This is a genomic window from Micromonospora sp. KC723 (assembly GCF_004348595.1).
GTDB lineage: Bacteria > Actinomycetota > Actinomycetes > Mycobacteriales > Micromonosporaceae > Micromonospora.
In genome coordinates, this window is the sequence record NZ_SMKD01000058.1 from 14988 (window position 1) to 34365 (window position 19378).

The window sequence follows — 19378 nt, forward strand, 5'->3', positions numbered from 1 at the left end:
GGGCCCGCCCCCACCTGGAAGAACGTGGATCACGAACGAGTCGTCCGGGACGTCACTGTCCGCCTGCCGATGGCGTCCACCGCGGTCGAGGCGTGCCAGTGGACCGTGACCGCGCTCGCCCGGTACACCCCGGCCACGATCTCCGTCCTGCTCCAGGTCCACGACCGGCTGCGTTGCGTCGCGGCGACCGGAGCCTGGCAGGTCTTCGCCACCGTGCCGCCGAAGTCCGGGATCGTCGGGCGGGTCTACGCCTGCGGTGAGGCCGCCACCGTCGCCGACGTCACCGCCGACCCGGACTATCTGCCGGTACGCCCCGACGTCATCGCCGAGATGTGTGTGCCGGTGCTGGACCCGGCGGGCCGCCCGATCGGGGTGCTGGACCTCCAGTGGAGCGCGCCGGTCGAGCTGGAGCCCTGGCGGGTGACCGCGGAGCGGCTGGCCGGTCGGCTCGGTGCCCGGATCGTGGCGCTCGGCGGGCCGCCCGCGGAGAGCCGCAGCGAGAAGCTGCTCCGGCACGCCACCGCGATGACCTCCGCCCCCACCGACTGGGACCTGATGGCCGCCGCGATCACCGCGGCCCGGGACGTCTCCACCCTCTCCGCCGCCGTGCTGGTGCTCGACGACCGGCGCGGCCCGCGCCTGGGTGCCCCGACCGGCGCCCCGGGCGAACTGGAGTCACGCATCCGGGCCGAGCTAACCGAGGCGGGCCCCGGTCCGCTCGGCCGGATGGTCGCCCGCGCCCACCGGCACGGGGCGGCGTACACCCTGGGGGAGGCGGGACGCCCGCCGACGGAGGAGTACGAGCCGCTGGTCCGCGCCGGGGTACGCACCCTGGTGTCGGTGCCGCTCGGGCCGCCCGACTCGGGCGGCCTGCTGCTGGTCGCCGACGAGCGGCTGCTGCGGCCGGACCCGACCACGGTCAACCTGATGGAACTGCTCGCCGGTCAGGCCTGGGGTGCGCTGGACCGGCTGCGGACCCTGGCCCAGCTCCGTGAGCAGGCCAGTTCCGACCCGCTCACCGGACTGCGCCACACCGGGCCGTTCGGTCAGCGGATCCGGACCGCCACGCCGGGCCGTACCGCCCTGCTCGCCATCGACGTGGACGGCTTCAAGACGGTCAACGACACGTACGGCCACCAGGCCGGGGACCGGCTGCTGGTGGGGCTGGCCCGGGCCCTGGAAGGGGCGTTGCGGCAGGGCGACGAGCTGTACCGGACCGGCGGCGACGAGTTCGTCGCGGTGCTCGAGGTGAGCCGTCCGGAGGAGGCGGTCCGGATCGCCGAGCGGCTCACCGAGGCCGCCCGGCAGACCGGGCGCACGATCAGCGTCGGGGTCGCGCTGCCCCAACCCGGTGAGCCGGCGGAGGTGACCCTGCGCCGCGCCGACGAGGCGCTCTACGCCGTCAAGCGGCACGGCCGCGACGGCGTACGCCTCGCCGCCGCCTGATCCCGCTACCGGCGCGGGCGCACGTCCCGGATGATGATCCACTCAAGCCGCGGCAGGTGGGGTGTTCCGCGTCTCGGACAGCCCATCTGCCGCGAACGAGTCGATCAGGGGGCCGAGACATCGGTCAGTGGGCGAGTTCCTTGGCGAGCAGCTCGGCGATCTGGGCGGTGTTGAGGGCGGCGCCCTTGCGGAGGTTGTCGCCGGTGACGAAGAGGTCGAGGGCGCGCGGATCGTCGAGGGCACGGCGGATGCGGCCCACCCAGGACGGGTCGGTGCCCACCGCGTCGATCGGCATCGGGAACTCCCCGGCCGCCGGGTCGTCGACCAGGATCACGCCGGGAGCGTTGCGCAGCGCCTCGCGGGCCCCCTCGGCGTCCACCTCGCTGGCGAAGACGGCGTGCACCGCCACCGAGTGACCGGTCACCACCGGCACCCGTACGCAGGTCGCGGAGACCTTGAGATCGGGCAGGCCGAGGATCTTGCGGGACTCGTTGCGGATCTTCATCTCCTCCGAGGACCAGCCGCCGTCGGTCAGCGACCCGGCCCACGGCACCACGTTCAGCGCGAGCGGCGCGGGGAAGGGGCCGAGCTCGTCGCCGACCGCCTGCCGTACGTCACCGGGACGGGAGCCGAGCACCCGGTCCCCGGCGATCTTGCCGAGTTGCAGGTGCAGCGTGTCCACGCCCGTCTGCCCCGCCCCCGACACCGCCTGGTACGAGGCCAGGACCAGCTCACGCAGCCCGTACTCGCGGTGCAGCGGGGCGATCGCCACGATCATGGCGAGAGTGGTGCAGTTGGCGTTGGCGATGATCCCCTTGGGCCGGTTGCGTACCTGCTCGGGGTTGATCTCGGGCACCACCAGCGGGACGTCCCGGTCCATCCGGAACGCCCCGGAGTTGTCGACCACCACCGCGCCCCGGGTCACGGCCGCCGGCGCCCACTCGGCGGAGACGTCGTCCGGCACGTCGAACATGGCCACGTCGACGCCGTCGAACGCCTCCGGGGTCAGCGGCTGGACGGTCAGCTCCTCACCCCGACAGCGCACGTTCCGCCCGACCGAGCGCTCGGAGGCGAGCAGCCGGATCTCGCCCCAGACGTTGCGCCGGGAGGAGAGCAGCTCGCACATCACGGTGCCGACGGCACCGGTCGCCCCGACCACGGCCAGGGTGGGCTGCGCCGCCACCGGCGCTACCGTCCTGTCCCCGCGTAGACGACAGCCTCGGACTCGCCGCCCAACTCGAAAGCGTCGTGGATGGCGCGGACGGCCTTGTCGAGGTCGGTGTCCCGGCAGACCACCGAGACGCGGATCTCCGAGGTGGAGATCATCTCGATGTTGACCCCGGCCGCCCCCAGCGCCGCGAAGAAGCCGGCCGCGACGCCCGGGTGCGAGCGCATCCCGGCGCCGATCAGCGACACCTTGCCGACGTGGTCGTCGTAGAGCAGGCCCTTGAACTTGACCGACTCCTGGATCTTGCTGAGGGCCGCCATCGCGGTCGGGCCGTCGGTCTTGGGCAGGGTGAACGAGATGTCGGTGCGGCCGGTCCCCTCGGTGGAGACGTTCTGCACGATCATGTCGATGTTGATCTCCGCGCCGGCCACGGTGTCGAAGATCTTCGCGGCCGCGCCCGGCTCGTCGGGCACGCCGACAATCGTGATCTTCGCTTCGCTGCGGTCGTGGGCGACCCCGGTGATCAGCGCCTGTTCCACGGGAAGGTCCTCCATCGATCCGGTGACCATGGTGCCGGTGTTGGTCGAGTATGACGAACGGACGTGGATCGGCAACCCCGCCCGACGGGCGTACTCCACGCTGCGCAGGTGCAACACCTTCGCGCCGCAGGCGGCCAGCTCCAGCATCTCCTCGTAGGTGATGCTGGTGATGTGCCGGGCGTTCGGCACGATCCGCGGGTCGGCGGTGAAGACCCCGTCCACGTCGGTGTAGATCTCGCAGACGTCCGCGTCCAGCGCGGCGGCGAGCGCCACGGCGGTGGTGTCCGACCCGCCCCGGCCGAGCGTCGTGACGTCCTTCGTGTCCTGCGAGACGCCCTGGAAACCGGCGACGATGACCACCGCCCCCTCGTCGAGCGCGCCCTTGAGCCGGCCCGGGGTGACGTCGATGATCCGTGCCCTGCCGTGCACCGACGTGGTGATCACGCCGGCCTGCGAGCCGGTGAACGAGCGGGCTTCGTACCCCAGGTTGTGGATGGCCATGGCCAGCAGCGCCATGGAGATCCGTTCCCCGGCGGTGAGCAGCATGTCCAGCTCACGACCCGGCGGCAGCGGGCTGACCTGGTTGGCCAGGTCGAGCAGCTCGTCGGTGGTGTCCCCCATCGCGGACACCACCACCACCACGTCGTCGCCGGCCTTGCGGGCGGCGACGATGCGCTCGGCGACCCGCTTGATGCGCTCGGCGTTGGCGACGGAGGACCCGCCGTACTTCTGCACCACGAGTGCCACGACGGTGCACTCCCTCCCAGCGACGACCCTGAGCGTGCCGACGCCGCCGGCTGCTCTCCTCCGGCGGCGCGCGTCAGACCTCCTCAGGGTATCGGGCGGTACGCGAGAGCGGGTCAGGTGATCCCACCATCCGGCGGTTCGAGCCGGCCGGAGCTGCGGTTCCGCCCGCCGTCCGGATCGGCGACACGCCGGTGGGTAGGCCGGAGGCGGGTCTCCGCGAGGCGGACGGGCGGCGCAGAATGACCCGGTGCATGCCCCTCCGCGCGCCGCGCGCCGATTGACCGGCGCCCTGTCCGTCCTCCTCCCGGCACTCCTCGCGGCCTGCACCACCGATCCGCCGGCCACGGTGAACCCGAGCACACCCCCGGACCCGGCACCCGCCGGCGCCGACGCGGCCTGGGACGAACTGGCGGCGCTGGCGGCGGCGGCCCAGGACCGCCACTTCACCGCCCGGTACATCCACGTGGGCGCCGACGGCTCGGCGCGGGACGTGACCGTGGTCAGCGCCGAGGACGGCAGTTGGCGGATCGACGTGCCCGGCGGCGCACTCGGCGGCACGGCGGACGTGTCGATCGCCGCCACCTCCGACGGCCTCTTCCAGTGCGGCCTGCCGTCGGCGGGCCGGCCCGGGGCGGCGACCTGCGTACGCCTCGGCGCGCGGGACGGCGTCGTACCGGACCGGCTGGACCCCCGGGTGCAGCATCCGTTCACCGACTGGCTGGCCGTGCTCACCGACCGGCGCAGCCCGTTGGTGATCTCCGCCGCGTCCCCGCCCGTCGGGGTGGCCGGCCGCTGCTTCACGGTGGAGTCCACCGCCGCCTCGCTCGACCCGCCGCTGGACGTTGGCGTCTACTGCTTCGAGGCGGACGGGACGCCGACCCACGTGCGGGCGGCGCTCGGGACACTCACGCTGGCCGGCCCGGTGGGCCCGGCTCCCGCCACGGTCGCGCTGGCCGGACCGGTGGTGGACGCCGAGCCGCTGGGCCGGGAGGCGCCGGCCCACGAGGGGAGCGTGGGCGGCGGAACGCCTTGACCGGCATATCGTTACGGGTGCGTTTGACCACATTTGAACCACCTCGCCGCCGCAGCGAAACGCCCATACGGGATCCTCTTCGCATGGTCGACATCACCCCGTTGCTCGCGTTCCGCTGGAGCCCTCGCGCCTTCGACCCGGACGCCGAACTGACGGGCGGCGAGGCGGCGTCCCTGCTGGAGGCCGCCCGCTGGGCGCCCTCGGCGGGCAACGCCCAGCCGTGGCGGTTCGCCCTCGGCCACCGTCACGACGAGACCTGGAAACGGATCCTGGTGAGCCTGCCCGCCCACGACCAGCAGTGGGCCCGGGACGCCGCCGTCCTGGTGCTCGGCGCGCACGCCGGCGGCGACCCGGAGCGGGCCGCGTACGACCTCGGCCAGGCGATCGCCCACCTCGTCGTCCAGGCCACCGCGCTCGGTCTGCACGCCCACCAGCTCACCGACTTCGACCGGGCCGCGCTCCGCGCCGACCTCGACCTGCCGGCGGAGGTACGCCCACTCACGGTGACCGCCGTCGGCCGGCTCGGTGACCCGTTCCGCCTTCCCGAGCGACTCCGTTGGCACGAGACGGCCCTGCGCCGCCGCCGCCCGGCCCACACCCTGCTGCTGGGCTGAGCCCTGTCGGTCACGGATGCTCCGAGGGACGGTGACTCCGGTCCCATAGTCCGGACCCGCCTTCCCACCTCCACGATCACCACGTAGGGTGACTCTGTCATGTGGCGCGCGTACCTCCTCCTTGGTCGCCGCGACGAGGCCTGACCGGCCGGCACCTCGTCGCGGAGTCGAACCGCGCCGTCCAGCAGATCCGAACCACCATCGGCACCGCGCGGGCACCGCTGCCCGGCACCGCGCCGACACCTTCCGATTGCTGACGCCCGACATGACCCAAGGGGAGCACTCCGCCATGGCAGAACCCACCGCCGACGCCGCGACCGATCCGATCGCCCGGCAGACCCCCAGCCGGATGCCGTTCCGGCGTTACCAGCCGTACCAGCAGCAGTTCCGGGTCGACCTGCCGGACCGCGCCTGGCCGACCCGGCACGTCGAGGCCGCGCCCCGCTGGTGCGCCGTCGACCTGCGCGACGGCAACCAGGCCCTGATCGACCCGATGTCCCCCGAACGCAAGCGGCGGATGTTCCAACTGCTGGTGCAGATGGGCTACAAGGAGATCGAGGTCGGCTTCCCGTCGGCCAGCCAGACCGACTTCGACTTCGTCCGGCAACTGATCGAGCAGGATCTGATCCCCGAAGATGTCACCATCCAGGTGCTCACCCAGTGCCGGGAGCACCTGATCGACCGGACCTTCGAGTCGCTGCGCGGCGCCCGCCGGGCCATCGTGCACTTCTACAACTCCACCTCCACGTTGCAGCGCCGGGTGGTCTTCGGGCTGGACCGCGACGGCGTCACCGACATCGCCACCACCGGTGCGCGGCTCTGCCAGAAGTACGCGGAGATCCACACTCCGGACACCGACATCCACTACGAGTACTCGCCGGAGTCGTACACCGGCACCGAGCTGGAGTACGCGCTGGAGGTCTGCGCCAAGGTCATCGAGGTGGTCGATCCCACCCCCGACCACAAGCTGATCGTCAACCTGCCGGCGACCGTCGAGATGGCCATGCCGAACGTGTACGCCGACTCCATCGAGTGGATGCACCGGCACCTGCCCCGCCGGGACAGCCTGGTGCTGAGCCTGCACCCGCACAACGACCGGGGCACCGGGGTGGCCGCCGCCGAGCTGGGCCTGCTGGCCGGCGCGGACCGGATCGAGGGCTGCCTGTTCGGCAACGGCGAGCGCACCGGCAACGTCGACCTGGTCACCCTGGGCCTGAACCTCTTCTCCCAGGGCATCGACCCGATGATCGACTTCTCGAACATCGACGAGGTCAAGCGGGCCGTCGAGTACTGCAACCAGCTGCCGGTGCACGAGCGGCACCCGTACGCGGGCGACCTGGTCTACACCGCCTTCTCCGGTTCCCACCAGGACGCGATCAACAAGGGCTTCGACGCCTTGGCGGCCGACGCCGCGGCGGCCGGAGTGCCGATGGACGAGTTCACCTGGGCGGTGCCGTACCTGCCGGTCGACCCGAAGGACCTGGGCCGCACCTACGAGGCCGTCATCCGGGTCAACTCGCAGTCCGGCAAGGGCGGCGTCGCGTACATCATGAAGACCGAGCACCAGCTCGACCTGCCGCGCCGGCTCCAGATCGAGTTCTCCGGGGTCGTGCAGCAGGTCACCGACCACTCCGGCGGCGAGGTCGAGCCGGCCGCGATGTGGGACATCTTCGCCCGCAACTACCTGGTCGAGCACCAGGCCGACCCGGCCGTCGCGCTGGCCGGATACACGATCGGCACCGTGGACGGCAAGGTCGAGATCGAGGCGCAGGTCGGGCTGGGCGGGGATCGGCGCACGCTCGCGGCGGTCGGCAACGGTCCGATCGACGCGTACGTCAACGCGCTCCAGTCGGTGGGCGTGGCGGTACGCGTGCTCGACTACCACGAGCACGCGCTCTCCTCCGGAGGTGACGCCCAGGCCGCCGCGTACGTGGAGTGCGACGTGGACGGCCGCACGGTCTGGGGCGTCGGCATGGACGCCAACATCGTCACCGCCTCGATCAAGGCGGTCACCAGCGCCGTCAACCGCGCTCGGAGCTGATCCGGAGGTGGCCGGGCCCGGACGGGCCCGGCCACCTCCGTCTCCCGCCGGCCCGGGCGCCCGGGCCGGCCGCGTCCCCGCCTGGCCGGGTCAGACCGGGACGGCCCGGGCCTCCCCGGCGTCGTCGAGAACCACCGCCTGGGCGACGACCACCCGACGCCCGTCGAAGGTCATGGCCGGAGAGCCGTGCAGCCGGTAGCCCTGGGCCAGCGCGTCGCTGACCCGGCGGCAGAACTCGGCGTCGTCCGGTCCGGTGAGCAGGCGGTACCGCAGCCGATCGTCATGATCACTCATCCGGTGAACGTAGCAACCGCCGCAGGCGACCGCAGGTCGCGGCTGGTTGTGGTGTGCCCGGCCACCGAAGAGCGCACCATGGCGCGACCTACGGCCGAGAACGGCCGGACGGACGGTGGACCAGCAGGGCGGCCGTCACCGCGCCGGCCAGCAGCAGCCCGGCGCACCAGGCCAGCGCCTCCCGGTACGCGGCGGTCAACACGGCCCGCTGGGCGTACCCGGTGCCGGAGAGTCCGACCAGCAACGGCAGCGCGGCCACCGCGAGCAGGCCGCCCACCCGGGACGCGGCGTTGTTGAAACCGCTGGCCACTCCGGCGAACCGGTCGGGGACGGCGGCCAGCACCGACGCGGTCAGCGGCGCCACCACCAGGGTCAGCCCGAACCCGAAGAGGACGACCCCTGGCAGCACGTCCACCCAGTACGACGCGCTCACCTCGACCCGGCGCAGCAGCAGCAGACCGACCGCCGCGACCACCGGACCGACGGTCAACGGCAACCGGGGCCCGGTCCTGGCCGAGAGCGCCCCGGCACGGGCCGAACCGACCAGCAGCAGGATGGTCACCGGCATGGTGGCCAGCCCGGTCCGCAGCGCCGACCAGCCCACCGCGTTCTGCAGGTGGACGGCGAGGAAGAAGGTGAACCCGCCGAGCGCCGCGTACACCACCACGGTGAAGACGTTGAGCACTGGGAAGAGCCGGCCGGTGAAGAGCCCGACGGGCAGCATCGCGGCGTCGCCCCGGCGCCGTTCCCGTCGGACGAAGGCCACCGCCGCGAGCAGCCCCACCAGTGTGGCGACGCGCACCGGCGTCGAGAGCAGGCCCCGCGCCGGCGCGTTGACCAGGGCGTACGTGACACCGGCAAGCCCCAGCGCGCCGAGCAGCGCCCCCGCCACGTCGAACCGTTCCCCGCCGGTACGCGAGGCGTCGCAGTCGCGGCTCTCCGGCACCCAGCGCAGTCCGGCGAGCACCACACCCACCGCGACCGGCACGTTGATGAAGAAGATCCACCGCCAGGAGAGCGTGTCGATCAGCCAGCCGCCGAGGAACGGCCCGAGCGCCGTGGACACCCCGGAGAGCCCGGACCACACGCCGATGGCCCGGCCCCGGTCGTCGGGATGGAAGCTGGCCTGGAGCACGGCGAGCGAGCCGGGGGTGAGCAGCGCACCGCCGGCCCCCTGGAGGAAGCGGGCGGCCACCAGGGTGCCGGTGTCCTGGGCCAGCCCGCACGCGACGGAGGCGACGCCGAACCAGGCGGCGCCGACCAGGAAGACCCGCCGCCGGCCGAACCGGTCCCCGAGCGCCCCGCCGAGCAACACGAACGCGGCGAGGGTCAGCGCGTAGCCGTTGACGGTCCATTGCAGACTCGCGACGGTCGCGTCCAGTTCGGCGCCCAGCCTGGGCAGCGCCACGTTGACCACGGTGCTGTCCAGAAAGACCATGCCGGAGGCGAGGATCGCCGCCAGCAGGGCACCCCGACCCGCGCCGCTGGCGACCCGGAGCGCATGGGCGGGTGCAGTCATGGGTACCAATCTTCCCCCGAGTCGCGTGGGAGATCCCACGAAACGCCGAAACCGTGCCCGGGTACTGTGCGGGATCGCCGGGAGCCCGCAAGCTGGAGAGGTGTCGTCTGTGCGTACCAGATCAGGAGCCCGTGCGACGGCGGCGGCGACGCTCGCCGCGCTGCTCGCCCTCGCCCTCGGCGGGTGTCAGGTCACGATCGACGAGCCGGAAGCGCCGCCCAGCGGCGCCGGCAACGTCGGCGAGCAGTTGGCGGAGCTGACCGTCGCGAGTGCCGGCTCGATGCGCGGCTACAGTCGGGCACGCTTCCCGCACTGGCGGAACACCGGCAAGAACTGCGACGTCCGGGACAGCGTCCTCCAGCGCGACGGGAAGGACATCCGCCTCTCCGGATGCAACGTGGTGGCGGGCCACTGGGAGAGCGTCTACGACGGGCGGGCCGTCACCGACCCCTCCGGGGTGGACATCGACCATATGGTGCCGTTGGCGAACGCGTGGCGTTCCGGGGCCGCCGAGTGGGACGACACCAGACGCGGAGACTTCGCGAACGACCTGACCCGACCGCAGCTCATCGCGGTTTCCGCCAGCTCCAACCGGGCAAAGGGTGACCAGGATCCGTCGCAGTGGAAGCCGCCGAACCGGTCGTACTGGTGCAGGTACGCCGCAGACTGGGTCACGGTGAAACACCACTGGCGGCTGACGGTCACCAGCGCCGAGAAGAAGGCGCTCAGCGACATGTTGGAGGGGTGCACATGGGCGAGCAGGCCGTAACCGGCGCTGGCGGCACACCCGCGCCGGAGCGGATGCCCGACGCCGGTGGGGACGACGTGGCGGCGGCCACCGGCAGCGGTGGGAACGACGCCGCGCGGGCCATCGGTGGCGGCGAGCCGACGGCCCCCGGGGCCACCACCGCCGGAATGTCCGCCGACGGCCGGGCGGCGGCCTCCGCCGCGCTGCCCGGCGCCGGAATGAGCGCCGACGCCAGCGCCGGCGAGGCAGCAGAGCGCTCCGCTGCCGCCGCCGCGGCACCTCGGGAGTTGACGGCTGACCTCGTCGCCGGTCCCGGCGGAGTGATGACCGACGAGGTCGGCGTGATCACCGGCGAGTTGACCCTGCGGACGACCCATGCCGGCGGCCGGGTGCACCTCTCGGTGCAGTACAAGGACGCCGACGAGTGGTACACGGTGACCGGCGGCACCGCTGAGCTCGCCGACCCGGCCGGGCTGGACCCGGTGCACAGGATCGCGCTCGCCCTGCTCAACCGCCCGGAGGGCTGAGACCGGCCGAGCACGGCACAGCGTGGGGCGCCACACCCGGCCGGCGCCGGTCAGACGTACGAGCCGGGTTCGCTGGGCGCGGAGACCACGCCCGGTGCCTCACCCTCACCCTCGGGGCGGACAACCTCGGCGCTGACCGCGTGCGGGCGCAGCTCACCACCGGCGATCTGCTCGGCCCAGTGGCAGGCGACCCGGCTGGCGCCGACCGGCCGCAGCGCCGGGCGCTCGTCGGCGCAGCGGGTGGGCTGCGCCCACGGGCATCGGGTGTGGAACCGGCAACCCGACGGCGGGTTCGCCGGGGAGGGCAGGTCACCGGCGAGCAGGATGCGCTCCCGCCGGTCCTCCACGTCGGGGTCGGGCACCGGCACCGCCGACATCAACGCCCGGGTGTACGGGTGCAGCGGCTCGCGGTACAGCCGGTCGCTCGGCGCCTCCTCCACCAGCGCGCCCAGGTACATCACACCGACCACGTCGGAGATGTGCCGGACCACGGCGAGGTCGTGCGCGATCACCAGATAGGTGAGGCCGAGGCTGTCCTGCAACTCGTCGAGCAGGTTGACCACCTGGGCCTGGATCGACACGTCGAGCGCGGAGACCGGCTCGTCGGCGACGATCAGCTCCGGGCCGAGCACCAGCGCCCGGGCGATGCCGATGCGCTGCCGCTGCCCGCCGGAGAACTCGTGCGGGTAGCGGGAGAGCGCCCAGCGGGGCAGCCCCACCGCGTCCAGGGTCTCCCCGATGATCCGCCGCCGGTCGTTCCGGTCGGTGCCGATGCCGTGGGTCTGCAACCCCTCGGTGAGGATCGACTCGACGTTCTGCCGGGGGTCGAGGCTCGACATCGGATCCTGGAAGATCATCTGCATTCGGCGTCGCATGGTGCGTAGCCGGCCGGCCGGCAGCGTCGTCAGCTCGACCCCGTCGAAGACGACCTGGCCGGCGGTGGGCGGGGTGAGCTGGAGCAGCGCCCTGCCGAGCGTCGACTTGCCGCAGCCCGACTCGCCCACCAGGCCGTACGTCTTGCCGCGCGGGATACGCAGGTCGACGCCGTCGACCGCCTTCACGTGGCCGACCGTACGGTCGAAGATCACCCCCCGGGTGATCGGGAAGTGCACCTTCAGGTCACGGACCTCGACGAGGATGTCGGTGTCGGTCACGGCTGCTCCTCCTCGTGCGGGGCGGGGCCGAGGCCCGGCGCCGGCGGTGGGTCGTCCGGCACGGCCTGCGCCGGCACCGGTCCCGGCTCGGCCGCCGTCGGTGCCGTGGCCCGCACGTCCGCCGCCGGCGTCACGCCGGGCAGCGGCGCGGGGTTGACGCATCGGTAGCCGCGGCCGTCGTGGGTGAGCACCATCTCCGGCGGCTCGCCGACGCACTCGTCGACCCGGCGGGAGCAGCGGGGGGCGAAGGCGCAGCCGTCCGGCCAGGGCAGCACGTCCCGTACCGAGCCGGGGATCGGGTTCAGCCGTTCCCCACGGCCCGCGTCCAGTCGCGGCACCGAACCGAGCAACCCCACCGTGTACGGGTGCCGGGGCTGCCGGAACAGCGGACGACGGCGGGCCGTCTCCACCACCCGTCCGGCGTAGAGCACGTTGATGGTGTCGCACAGGCCGGCCACCACGCCCAGGTCGTGCGTGATCATGACGAGGGCGGTGCCGGAGTCCCGGACCAGTTCCTTGAGCAGCTCCAGGATCTGCGCCTGGATGGTGACGTCCAGCGCGGTGGTCGGCTCGTCGGCGATCAGCAGCCGGGGCTTGCAGGCCACCGCCATGGCGATCAGGGCGCGCTGCCGCATACCGCCGGAGAGCTGGTGCGGGTACTCCTTCAGGCGCCGCTTCGGGTCGGGGATGCCGACCCGGTCGAGCAGCCGCGCGGCCTCCCTCCCGGCCTCCGCGCCCTTCATCCCCCGGTGCCGGGTGAGCACCTCGGTGACCTGTAGGCCGATCGGGATCACCGGGTTCAACGAGGAGAGCGGATCCTGGAAGACCATCGCCACGTCCCGGCCACGGATGTCCCGGCGGGACCGGTCGTCGAGTTGGAGCAGGTCGGTGCCGTCGAAGACCGCCTTGCCGCCGATCCGCAGGCCGGGCTGCCTGGGCAGCAGACCCATGATGGCCAGCGACGTGACGCTCTTGCCGCAGCCGGACTCACCGACCAGGCCCACCACCTCGCCCGCGTCGACGGAGAACGACACCCCGTCGACGGCTCGCACCGGCCGCTGGCCGCGGCGGGTGAAGGTGACGGAGAGGTCGTCCACTTCGAGCAGTGCCATTACCGGCCCTCCGTTCGCGACTGCGGGGCTCGCAAGCTCACTCCTCGCGCTTCACACCGCAGACCCCTCGTTCGCGACTGCGGGGCTCGCAAGCTCACTCCTCGCGCTTCACACATACCGACCTACTTCCGCAGCTTCGGGTCGAGGGCCTCACGCATCGCCTCACCGAGCAGGGTGAACCCGAGCGCCGTGACGATGATGGCGAGCGCCGGGTACACCGCGAGTCCCGGCCGGATGTCGAGGTACTGCTGCGCCTCGGCGAGCATCACGCCCCACTCCGGTACGGAGGTGTCCGGGTTGCCGAGGCCGAGGAAGGAGAGCGCGGCGGCCTCGATGATCGCGGTGGCCAGGGTGAGGGTGGCCTGCACGATCACCGGGGCCAGCGAGTTCGGCACCACGTGGGTCAGCGCGATCTTCGGCTTCCGCACGCCCAGCGAGGTGGCCGCCAGCACGTAGTCGCTGTTGGCCTGGGAGATCATCGAGCCGCGCAGCAGCCGGGCGAAGACCGGTACGGACACCACGCCGACCGCGATCATCACGGTGGTCAGGCTCGCCCCGAGCAGAGCGGCGATGCTCACCGCCAGCAGCAGGCTCGGCATGGCCAGCATCATGTCGATGAACCGCATCAGGGTGCTGTCCAACCAGCGGCCCCACCGGCCGCCCAGACCGGCCGCGGCCCCCGCCACGCCACCGATCAACGCGCCGACGGCCAGGCCGATCAGCGTGGAGACCACCCCGACCAGCAGGGTCTGCCGGGCCCCGACGATCAGCCGGCTGAACTCGTCCCGGCCCTGGTGGTCGTAGCCGAGCCAGTGGTCGCCGTCGGCGCCGGGGATGACACCGGGCCGGATCAGCCCCTCTCGGATGCCGATGGTGTCGCTCGGGCTGTAGGGCGCGAGGAACGGCCCCACGACCGCCACGATCACGAAGACCGCCAGGATGGCCGCGCCGACGATCGCCGCCGGGTTGCGCCGCAGCCGGCGGAACGCCTCCCGCCAGAGGCTCACGCCCCGCTCGTCGTCCCGGGCGGCCAGCTCGGCGAGCCGGTCGATCTTCTGCTTCTTCTTGCCCGGCGCGATCGTCATCGGACCCTCACCCTCGGGTCGATCAGGCTGTAGGAGAGGTCGACCAGGAGGTTCACCAGCACGTACACCACCGCGATGATCAGGATGAAGCCCATCAGCACCGGGTAGTCCCGTTGGCTGATCGCGTCCGCGACGAAGGCCCCGATGCCGGTGAAGCCGAAGACCGTCTCGGTGAGCACCGCGCCGGAGAGCAGACCACCGGTGAGCAGGCCGATCGAGGTGACCACCGGAAGCATCGCGTTGCGCAGCACGTGCCGACGGCGCACCGTCGACTCGGTCAGGCCCTTCGCTTCGGCCGTGCGGACGAAGTCCTCGTTGAGCACCTCCAGCACGCTCGCCCGGGTGATCCGCACGATGATGGCGAGCGGGATGCTGGCCAGCGTGAGGCCGGGGAGCACCAGGTGCCACAGCGCGTCGGCCGCGGCGTCCCACTCGCGGGTGAGCAGGCCGTCGAAGACGAAGAAGTTGGTGATCCGGGTGGCGTCGATGGTGGGGTCCTGCCGGCCGGAGGAGGGGAACCAGCCGAGGTTCTCCGAGAAGATCGCCTTGAAGACGTAGGCCAGGAAGAAGACCGGGATGCAGATGCCGATCAGCGAGCCGCCGACCGAGAGGTGGTCCAGCAGCCGGCCACGGCGCCGGGCGGCCAGGTACCCCAGCGGGATACCGACGCCGATGGCGAGCACCAGAGCCATGACCGTCAGCTCGACGGTGCCGGGGAAGCGTTCCAGGAACTCAGTCACCACCGGACGCTTGGTGGCGGTCGAGGTGCCCAGGTCCAGGCGGATCAGCCGCCGCACGAACCGCGCGTACTGCACCAGGATCGGCTCGTCGAGGCCCATGTTGCGGCGGATCGCGGCGCGCATCTCGGGGGTGCCGCGCTCACCGAGAATCGCGGTCTCCGGACCGCCGGGCAGCCGACGGAGCCAGATGAACAGCAGGAGGGAGAGCCCGAACAGCGTCGGTATCAGCTGGAGCAGGCGTCTGACGATGAACCGGAACACGGCGGCCTCGAAGGGGGGTGCGGAGGGGTGCGGGCGGACGCCGTGTGCACGACGCCCGCCCGCGTTCCTTGCCTCAGGTCAGGACTACTTGAACTCGGCGGTGGCGTACCGCTCGTCGGTGAGCGGGCTGGCCTTGATACCGGTCACGTCCTTGCCGAACACGATCGCCGGCGGCGAGTGCGAGATCGGCACACCGGGCAGGAAGTCCATGATGGCCTTGTTGAGGGCCTTGTACTTCTCCACCCGGGCCGCCGGGTCGGCGGTGGCGTCCGCGTCCTTGAACTGGGCGAACAGTGCCTGGTTGGTGTAGCCCCACTCGTCCTTCGGCCGGTCGAAGAAGGTGCCGATGAAGTTGTAGGCGTCGCCGTAGTCACCGGTCCAGCCGAGGAAGTGCAGGTCGTGCTTGCTGCCGGAGGTGGTCGCGTTGAGGTAGTCCGGGCTCCACTTCAGCGGGATGGCCTGGACGTTGATGCCGACCGCCTTGAGGTCCGCCGAGAGCAGCTCGAAGAGGTCCTTCGGGTTCGGCATGTACGGCCGGGTGACCTCGGTCGGGTAGTGGAACCGCAGGGTCAGGTTCGACGCTCCGGCCTCGGCCAGCAACTGCTTGGCCTTCTCCGGGTTGTAGTCGTACTTGGTGACGTCGCCGTTCCAGCCCTCGACCGTGTCCGGCATGAAGTTCACCGCGACCTTGGCGCCCGGGGGCAGCTTCGAGTCGACCAGCGCCTGCCGGTTCAGCGCGTGCGCGATGGCCTGCCGGACCTTGAGGTCGGCCAGCTTCGGGTTGCCCTTCTGGTTGATCGCCAGGTAGAGCACGTTGAACGCCGGGCGGGTGAGGACGTTGAAGCCCTCGCCCTTCAGCGGCTCGACGTCGGCCGGGCCGACCAGGTCGTACCCCTGGATGTCGCCGGAACGCAGCGCCTGCTTGCGCGCGTTCTCATCCGAGATGGTCTTGAAGATGATGGTCTTCAGCTTGGCCTTGTCGCCGTGGTAGTCGTCGTTGCGCTCGATGGTCAGCGTCTTGTTGGCGACGTCCCAGGACTTGAACTTGAACGGGCCGGTGCCGGTCGGGTGCTCCATCGCGTACGACGGGTACTTGATGTCCTCGGCGGTGCCGCCCACGTTGCTGGCGTCGTACTGCTGCAGCGCCTTCGGGCTGTGAATGGCGAACGACGGCAGCATCAGCGCGGCCGGGATCTTGCTGGACACCCGGGTGAAGGACAGGTCCACGGTGGTGGCGTCCTTGGCCGTGCAGGACTTGAAGAGGCTCGGCGGCAGCTCGGCGTTCTCGTTCTGCGCGAAGCCGCCCATGACGTCCTGCCAGTACGCGGTCACGTCCGGGCTCTGCATGAGGCCCTTGGCGTTGTACCAGCGGTTGAAGTTGACGCAGACGGCCTCGGCGTTGAAGTCGGTGCCGTCGTGGAACTTCACGCCGGAGCGGAGCTTGAAGGTCCACGTGGTGCCGGCGGCGTCCGGGGTCCAGGACTCGGCCAGGCCGGGGGTGACCTTGGTGCCGCCCTCCTCCGGACGGACCAGCGTCTCGAAGACCTGGCGTGCCACGCGCAGCGACTCACCGTCGCTGGCGAAGCTCGGGTCGAGCACCTTCGGGTCTCCGGCTACGCCGAACACGAGGGTGTCCTTCTTGCTGCCGCTGCTGTCGTCACGGTTGCTCTCGGCGCAGCCTGCTACCGCGAGGGCCGCGACCGCGACGGCCGCGATGGCGGCCTTCGGCCTGGGTGCACGCATGGTGCTTCACCTCGTCCTTGGGGGTACGTCAATGTGGTGACGTGGTCACCGATGGCGGTGACCATAGCCCCCGCGTGGACACTCGGGAAACCGGCGGTTGGCGGGTTGGTATCGGATCGTGTCCCAGCCACGAAGGAACCGTCGAATCGAAGGCTGCAACCCCTGTTCGACGGCTGATTCGAAAGTGCGATGCCAAACTGTTACGTCGCCGGCTCCGTTGCGGCCTCCAAGTGTCAGATCGCGTACGGCTCCATCCTGTATGGGGGGAGGGGCGGGCTCACACCGCGCGCCGCCCCTCGAAGGCCCGGCCGAGGGTGATCTCGTCGGCGTACTCCAGGTCGCCGCCGACCGGCAGGCCGCTGGCGAGCCTCGTCACCGCGATCCCCATCGGCTTCACCATCAGGGCCAGGTACGTCGCGGTCGCCTCCCCCTCGGTGTTCGGGTCGGTGGCCAGGATCAGCTCCCGGACCGCCCCGCCGCCGAGCCGCGTCATCAGTTCACGGACCCGAAGGTTGTCCGGCCCGATCCCCTCCAGCGGATTGATCGCGCCACCGAGCACGTGGTAGCGACCACGGAACTCACCGGTCCGCTCGATCGCCACCACGTCCTTCGGCTCCTCGACCACACAGAGCACCTCGTCGGTGCGGCGCGGGTCCCGGCAGATCCGGCACTGCTCGGACTCGGCGACGTTGTAACAGGTGGTGCAGAACCGGACCAGATCCTTGACCTTGCGCAGCGCGCCGGCCAGCCGGTTCACGTCGGCCGGATCGGCCGACAGGACGTGGAACGCGATCCGCTGGGCGCTCTTCGGGCCCACACCCGGCAGACGGCCCAGCTCGTCAATCAGATCCTGGATGGCGCCCTCGTACATCTGCGGCTCAGAACCCGGGCAGGCCGAGGCCGCCCATGCCGCCCGCGACCGGGCCCATCTTCTTCTCGGTCAGCTCCCGGGCCGCCTCGGCGGCGTTGTGCAGGGCGGCGAGAACCAGGTCCTCCAGGGTCTCGACGTCCTCCGGGTCGACCGCCTTCGGATCGATCCTGATGGCCTTGATCTCACCGGCGCCGGAGACGGTCGCGGTGACCAGGCCACCGCCGGCGGTGCCGGTCAACTCCGCCTCGGCCAGCTCGGCCTGGGCCTTGGCGATCTCCTGCTGCATCTTCTGCGCCTGCTTCAGCATCTGCTGCATGTTCGGCTGTCCACCTGGGCGCACGGATGGCTCCTTCTCGCACTCGTCTCCTCGGCCGCGCCCAGCCTAGCCGGGCGGCGGCGCCCGTCCTCGTCGACCGGCACGCGCTCAGCGCGCGTCGACCTCGTCGATCCGCTCGGCGCCGAACGCCTCCCGCAGCAGCGCCACCGCCTGCTCCTCGCTCGACTGCCGGGCGGTCCGCTCGTCGATCACGTCGTCCAGCGGCTCGTCACCCGGGTCGAACCCCTCGTACGCCGGGGCCGCCGGCTCGGGACGTCCGCCGCCACGCAGCGGCCCGTCGTAGTCCGGGTCGTACGGCGGCTCGCCGGCCCAGTCCGCTTCGGCGGTCCGTCGCGCCGCCTGCGCGGGCCGCTGCCCCTTGTTGGCGCCCGCCGCCGCGGCAGCCGCGCGGGCCGCCGCGATCGCGCTGCTCACCGGGGCGCCGGACGCCTGCTGCGGTGCCGTCGCCGGTGCCACCGGCTTCGGTACGTCCGCCGCCGCGGCGGCCGTGGCAGCACCCGACGGGACCGCCTCCGGCCGGTCGCCGGCCACCGCCAGGCCAACGGCAGCGCCCGGCCGGGCCGCCTCCGGCCAGTCGTCCCCGCCGCCGGGGCGGGCCGGCTCGGGCCACTCCCCGTCGTCGACGACGCCGCCGGCACCGGCGGACCGGTCACCGGGACCGACGCCGTGGCCACCCGGGGCACCCGAGCCGCCGGCGGGAGACGCCGGCGCGCCACCGGAGCCGGTCGGGTGACCCGACGCGGCGGCACCGGGGCCCACCGGACCCGTACCGGAGACGCCAGCGCCGCCGACCGGGGAACCTGTCGCCCCTCCCGAACCCGCCGCACCGCCCGGACCTGTCCCCCCGTTCCCGCCCGTGGCGGAGTCGACCGGCCGGGCCTGGGACGTTGGGCGGGACGGCCCGCCCGGCGACACCCCGCCCCGCTCGCCGGCCACCTCACAGCGGATCTGCCACCGACCGCCGAGTTCCTCGTAGAGCGCGTCGGTCAGCACGTGGGCGTGATCGGACATCATCTTGGCCAGCACCGACGACTTCACCGTCAGGACCAGCGCGTCGCCGTCCAGGTCACGGACGACGGCGTCCCGCATCAGCGCGGCGATCCGCTTGTTGCTCCGGTTGACCTTGCCGACCACGTCCGGCCAGACCCGGCGTACCGCGACGGCGTCCAACGCGCCCGGCGCGGCCGAACCCGGCCGGGGCGGCTCCGGGGTGGCCGGGTCGGGCAGCACCGCCGACGCCGGCACGCCACGGCGGACAGGAGCGTCGGCCGCCGGGGCGGATCCGCCCGGGGACGGGTCGACGCCCGACACGGGACGGGATCCGGCAGCCGCCGCGCGCGCGGCGGCCAGCCCGGAGGGGGCGGCGGCAGCCGGCGTGCCGGCGGTCTCCGGGTGGGGC

17 protein-coding genes and 1 pseudogene are annotated in these 19378 nt (G+C 72.3%); 6 read left to right on the forward strand and 12 right to left on the reverse strand.

The genetic code is table 11. The annotated features are described in order from the left end of the window. Positions 1–69: 69 nt before the first annotated feature. A complete protein-coding gene (locus E1165_RS15185) occupies positions 70–1446 on the forward strand; it encodes a diguanylate cyclase (RefSeq protein WP_371687346.1) in 1377 nt (458 codons plus the stop codon). Positions 1447–1570: 124 nt separating this feature from the next. Here E1165_RS15185 and E1165_RS15190 read toward each other — a convergent pair whose 3' ends face one another. Together E1165_RS15190 and E1165_RS15195 are read right to left on the reverse strand one after the other, a co-directional pair. Further along, positions 1571–2629 carry an aspartate-semialdehyde dehydrogenase gene (locus tag E1165_RS15190; RefSeq protein ID WP_132391931.1) on the reverse strand — a complete coding sequence of 353 codons (1059 nt, stop codon included), beginning with the start codon at positions 2627–2629 and terminating at the stop codon, positions 1571–1573. A 5-nt stretch (positions 2630–2634) separates the two neighbouring features. Beyond that, the gene (locus E1165_RS15195; protein ID WP_132391933.1) at positions 2635–3900 is read right to left on the reverse strand and encodes an aspartate kinase; all 1266 of its coding nucleotides are present in this window, start codon (positions 3898–3900) and stop codon (positions 2635–2637) included. Positions 3901–4147: 247 nt separating this feature from the next. Between E1165_RS15195 and E1165_RS15200 the strand changes: the two genes are divergently transcribed. The 3 genes from E1165_RS15200 (at position 4148) to leuA (ending at position 7588) form a co-directional block, all read left to right on the forward strand. Beyond that, positions 4148–4933, forward strand: coding sequence for a hypothetical protein (locus tag E1165_RS15200; protein ID WP_243704787.1), 786 nt, complete (start codon positions 4148–4150; stop codon positions 4931–4933). 83 nt (positions 4934–5016) lie between these two features. Next, positions 5017–5547 (forward strand): nitroreductase family protein, encoded by a 531-nt coding sequence (locus tag E1165_RS15205; RefSeq protein ID WP_132391935.1) that lies wholly within the window; start codon positions 5017–5019, stop codon positions 5545–5547. A gap of 289 nt (positions 5548–5836) precedes the next feature. Then, positions 5837–7588, forward strand: a complete 1752-nt coding sequence (gene leuA, locus E1165_RS15210) for a 2-isopropylmalate synthase (protein ID WP_132391937.1) — start codon at positions 5837–5839, stop codon at positions 7586–7588. Between the two features lie 90 nt (positions 7589–7678). On the opposite strand, the gene E1165_RS15215 is transcribed toward leuA, so the two are convergent. Then, on the reverse strand, positions 7679–7882 hold the full coding sequence (locus E1165_RS15215; RefSeq protein WP_132391939.1) for a DUF1737 domain-containing protein: 204 nt from the start codon (positions 7880–7882) through the stop codon (positions 7679–7681). An 88-nt stretch (positions 7883–7970) separates the two neighbouring features. Then, entirely contained in the window at positions 7971–9401 is a 1431-nt protein-coding gene (locus E1165_RS15220) for an MFS transporter (RefSeq protein WP_132391941.1), read from the reverse strand. Between the two features lie 109 nt (positions 9402–9510). Here E1165_RS15220 and E1165_RS15225 point away from each other — a divergent pair, with 109 nt between their 5' ends. Together E1165_RS15225 and E1165_RS15230 are read left to right on the forward strand one after the other, a co-directional pair. Beyond that, entirely contained in the window at positions 9511–10170 is a 660-nt protein-coding gene (locus E1165_RS15225) for an HNH endonuclease family protein (protein ID WP_132391943.1), read from the forward strand. Next, positions 10152–10676: a hypothetical protein gene (locus E1165_RS15230; RefSeq protein WP_132391945.1), complete on the forward strand. Its 525-nt coding sequence runs from the start codon at positions 10152–10154 to the stop codon at positions 10674–10676. The genes E1165_RS15225 and E1165_RS15230 overlap by 19 nt, the downstream gene beginning before the upstream one ends. Positions 10677–10726: 50 nt before the next feature. Here E1165_RS15230 and E1165_RS15235 read toward each other — a convergent pair whose 3' ends face one another. The 8 genes and pseudogenes from E1165_RS15235 to E1165_RS15270 form a co-directional block, all read right to left on the reverse strand. Beyond that, the gene (locus tag E1165_RS15235; protein ID WP_132391947.1) at positions 10727–11830 is read right to left on the reverse strand and encodes an ABC transporter ATP-binding protein; all 1104 of its coding nucleotides are present in this window, start codon (positions 11828–11830) and stop codon (positions 10727–10729) included. Next, positions 11827–12942, reverse strand: a complete 1116-nt coding sequence (locus tag E1165_RS15240) for an ABC transporter ATP-binding protein (protein ID WP_132391949.1) — start codon at positions 12940–12942, stop codon at positions 11827–11829. Before E1165_RS15240 ends, E1165_RS15235 begins: the two co-directional genes overlap by 4 nt. A 122-nt stretch (positions 12943–13064) precedes the next feature. Beyond that, positions 13065–14027, reverse strand: coding sequence for an ABC transporter permease (locus E1165_RS15245; protein WP_132391951.1), 963 nt, complete (start codon positions 14025–14027; stop codon positions 13065–13067). Continuing rightward, positions 14024–15028, reverse strand: coding sequence for an ABC transporter permease (locus E1165_RS15250; protein ID WP_132391953.1), 1005 nt, complete (start codon positions 15026–15028; stop codon positions 14024–14026). The genes E1165_RS15245 and E1165_RS15250 overlap by 4 nt, the downstream gene beginning before the upstream one ends. Positions 15029–15112: 84 nt before the next feature. Beyond that, positions 15113–16771, reverse strand: a complete 1659-nt coding sequence (locus E1165_RS15255) for an ABC transporter substrate-binding protein (protein WP_132391955.1) — start codon at positions 16769–16771, stop codon at positions 15113–15115. Between the two features lie 277 nt (positions 16772–17048). Then, positions 17049–17642 carry a recombination mediator RecR gene (recR, locus tag E1165_RS15260; RefSeq protein WP_132342725.1) on the reverse strand — a complete coding sequence of 198 codons (594 nt, stop codon included), beginning with the start codon at positions 17640–17642 and terminating at the stop codon, positions 17049–17051. Positions 17643–17649: 7 nt separating this feature from the next. Then, positions 17650–17958, reverse strand: a complete 309-nt coding sequence (locus E1165_RS15265) for a YbaB/EbfC family nucleoid-associated protein (RefSeq protein WP_243704788.1) — start codon at positions 17956–17958, stop codon at positions 17650–17652. A gap of 108 nt (positions 17959–18066) precedes the next feature. After that, a pseudogene (locus E1165_RS15270) lies at positions 18067–19378 on the reverse strand (DNA polymerase III subunit gamma and tau); the annotation flags it as partial.

Bases quoted from the DNA above. Each gene is read 5' to 3' on its own strand.
- E1165_RS15230 (WP_132391945.1), top strand. From the start codon at position 10,152: ATGGGCGAGCAGGCCGTAACCGGCGCTGGCGGCACACCCGCGCCGGAG.
- E1165_RS15240 (WP_132391949.1), bottom strand. From the start codon at position 12,942: ATGGCACTGCTCGAAGTGGACGACCTCTCCGTCACCTTCACCCGCCGC.
- E1165_RS15265 (WP_243704788.1), bottom strand. From the start codon at position 17,958: ATGCAGCAGATGCTGAAGCAGGCGCAGAAGATGCAGCAGGAGATCGCC.
- E1165_RS15215 (WP_132391939.1), bottom strand. From the start codon at position 7,882: ATGAGTGATCATGACGATCGGCTGCGGTACCGCCTGCTCACCGGACCG.
- E1165_RS15245 (WP_132391951.1), bottom strand. From the start codon at position 14,027: ATGACGATCGCGCCGGGCAAGAAGAAGCAGAAGATCGACCGGCTCGCC.
- E1165_RS15255 (WP_132391955.1), bottom strand. From the start codon at position 16,771: ATGCGTGCACCCAGGCCGAAGGCCGCCATCGCGGCCGTCGCGGTCGCG.
- leuA (WP_132391937.1), top strand. From the start codon at position 5,837: ATGGCAGAACCCACCGCCGACGCCGCGACCGATCCGATCGCCCGGCAG.
- E1165_RS15220 (WP_132391941.1), bottom strand. From the start codon at position 9,401: ATGACTGCACCCGCCCATGCGCTCCGGGTCGCCAGCGGCGCGGGTCGG.
- E1165_RS15205 (WP_132391935.1), top strand. From the start codon at position 5,017: ATGGTCGACATCACCCCGTTGCTCGCGTTCCGCTGGAGCCCTCGCGCC.
- recR (WP_132342725.1), bottom strand. From the start codon at position 17,642: ATGTACGAGGGCGCCATCCAGGATCTGATTGACGAGCTGGGCCGTCTG.
- E1165_RS15185 (WP_371687346.1), top strand. From the start codon at position 70: ATGGCGTCCACCGCGGTCGAGGCGTGCCAGTGGACCGTGACCGCGCTC.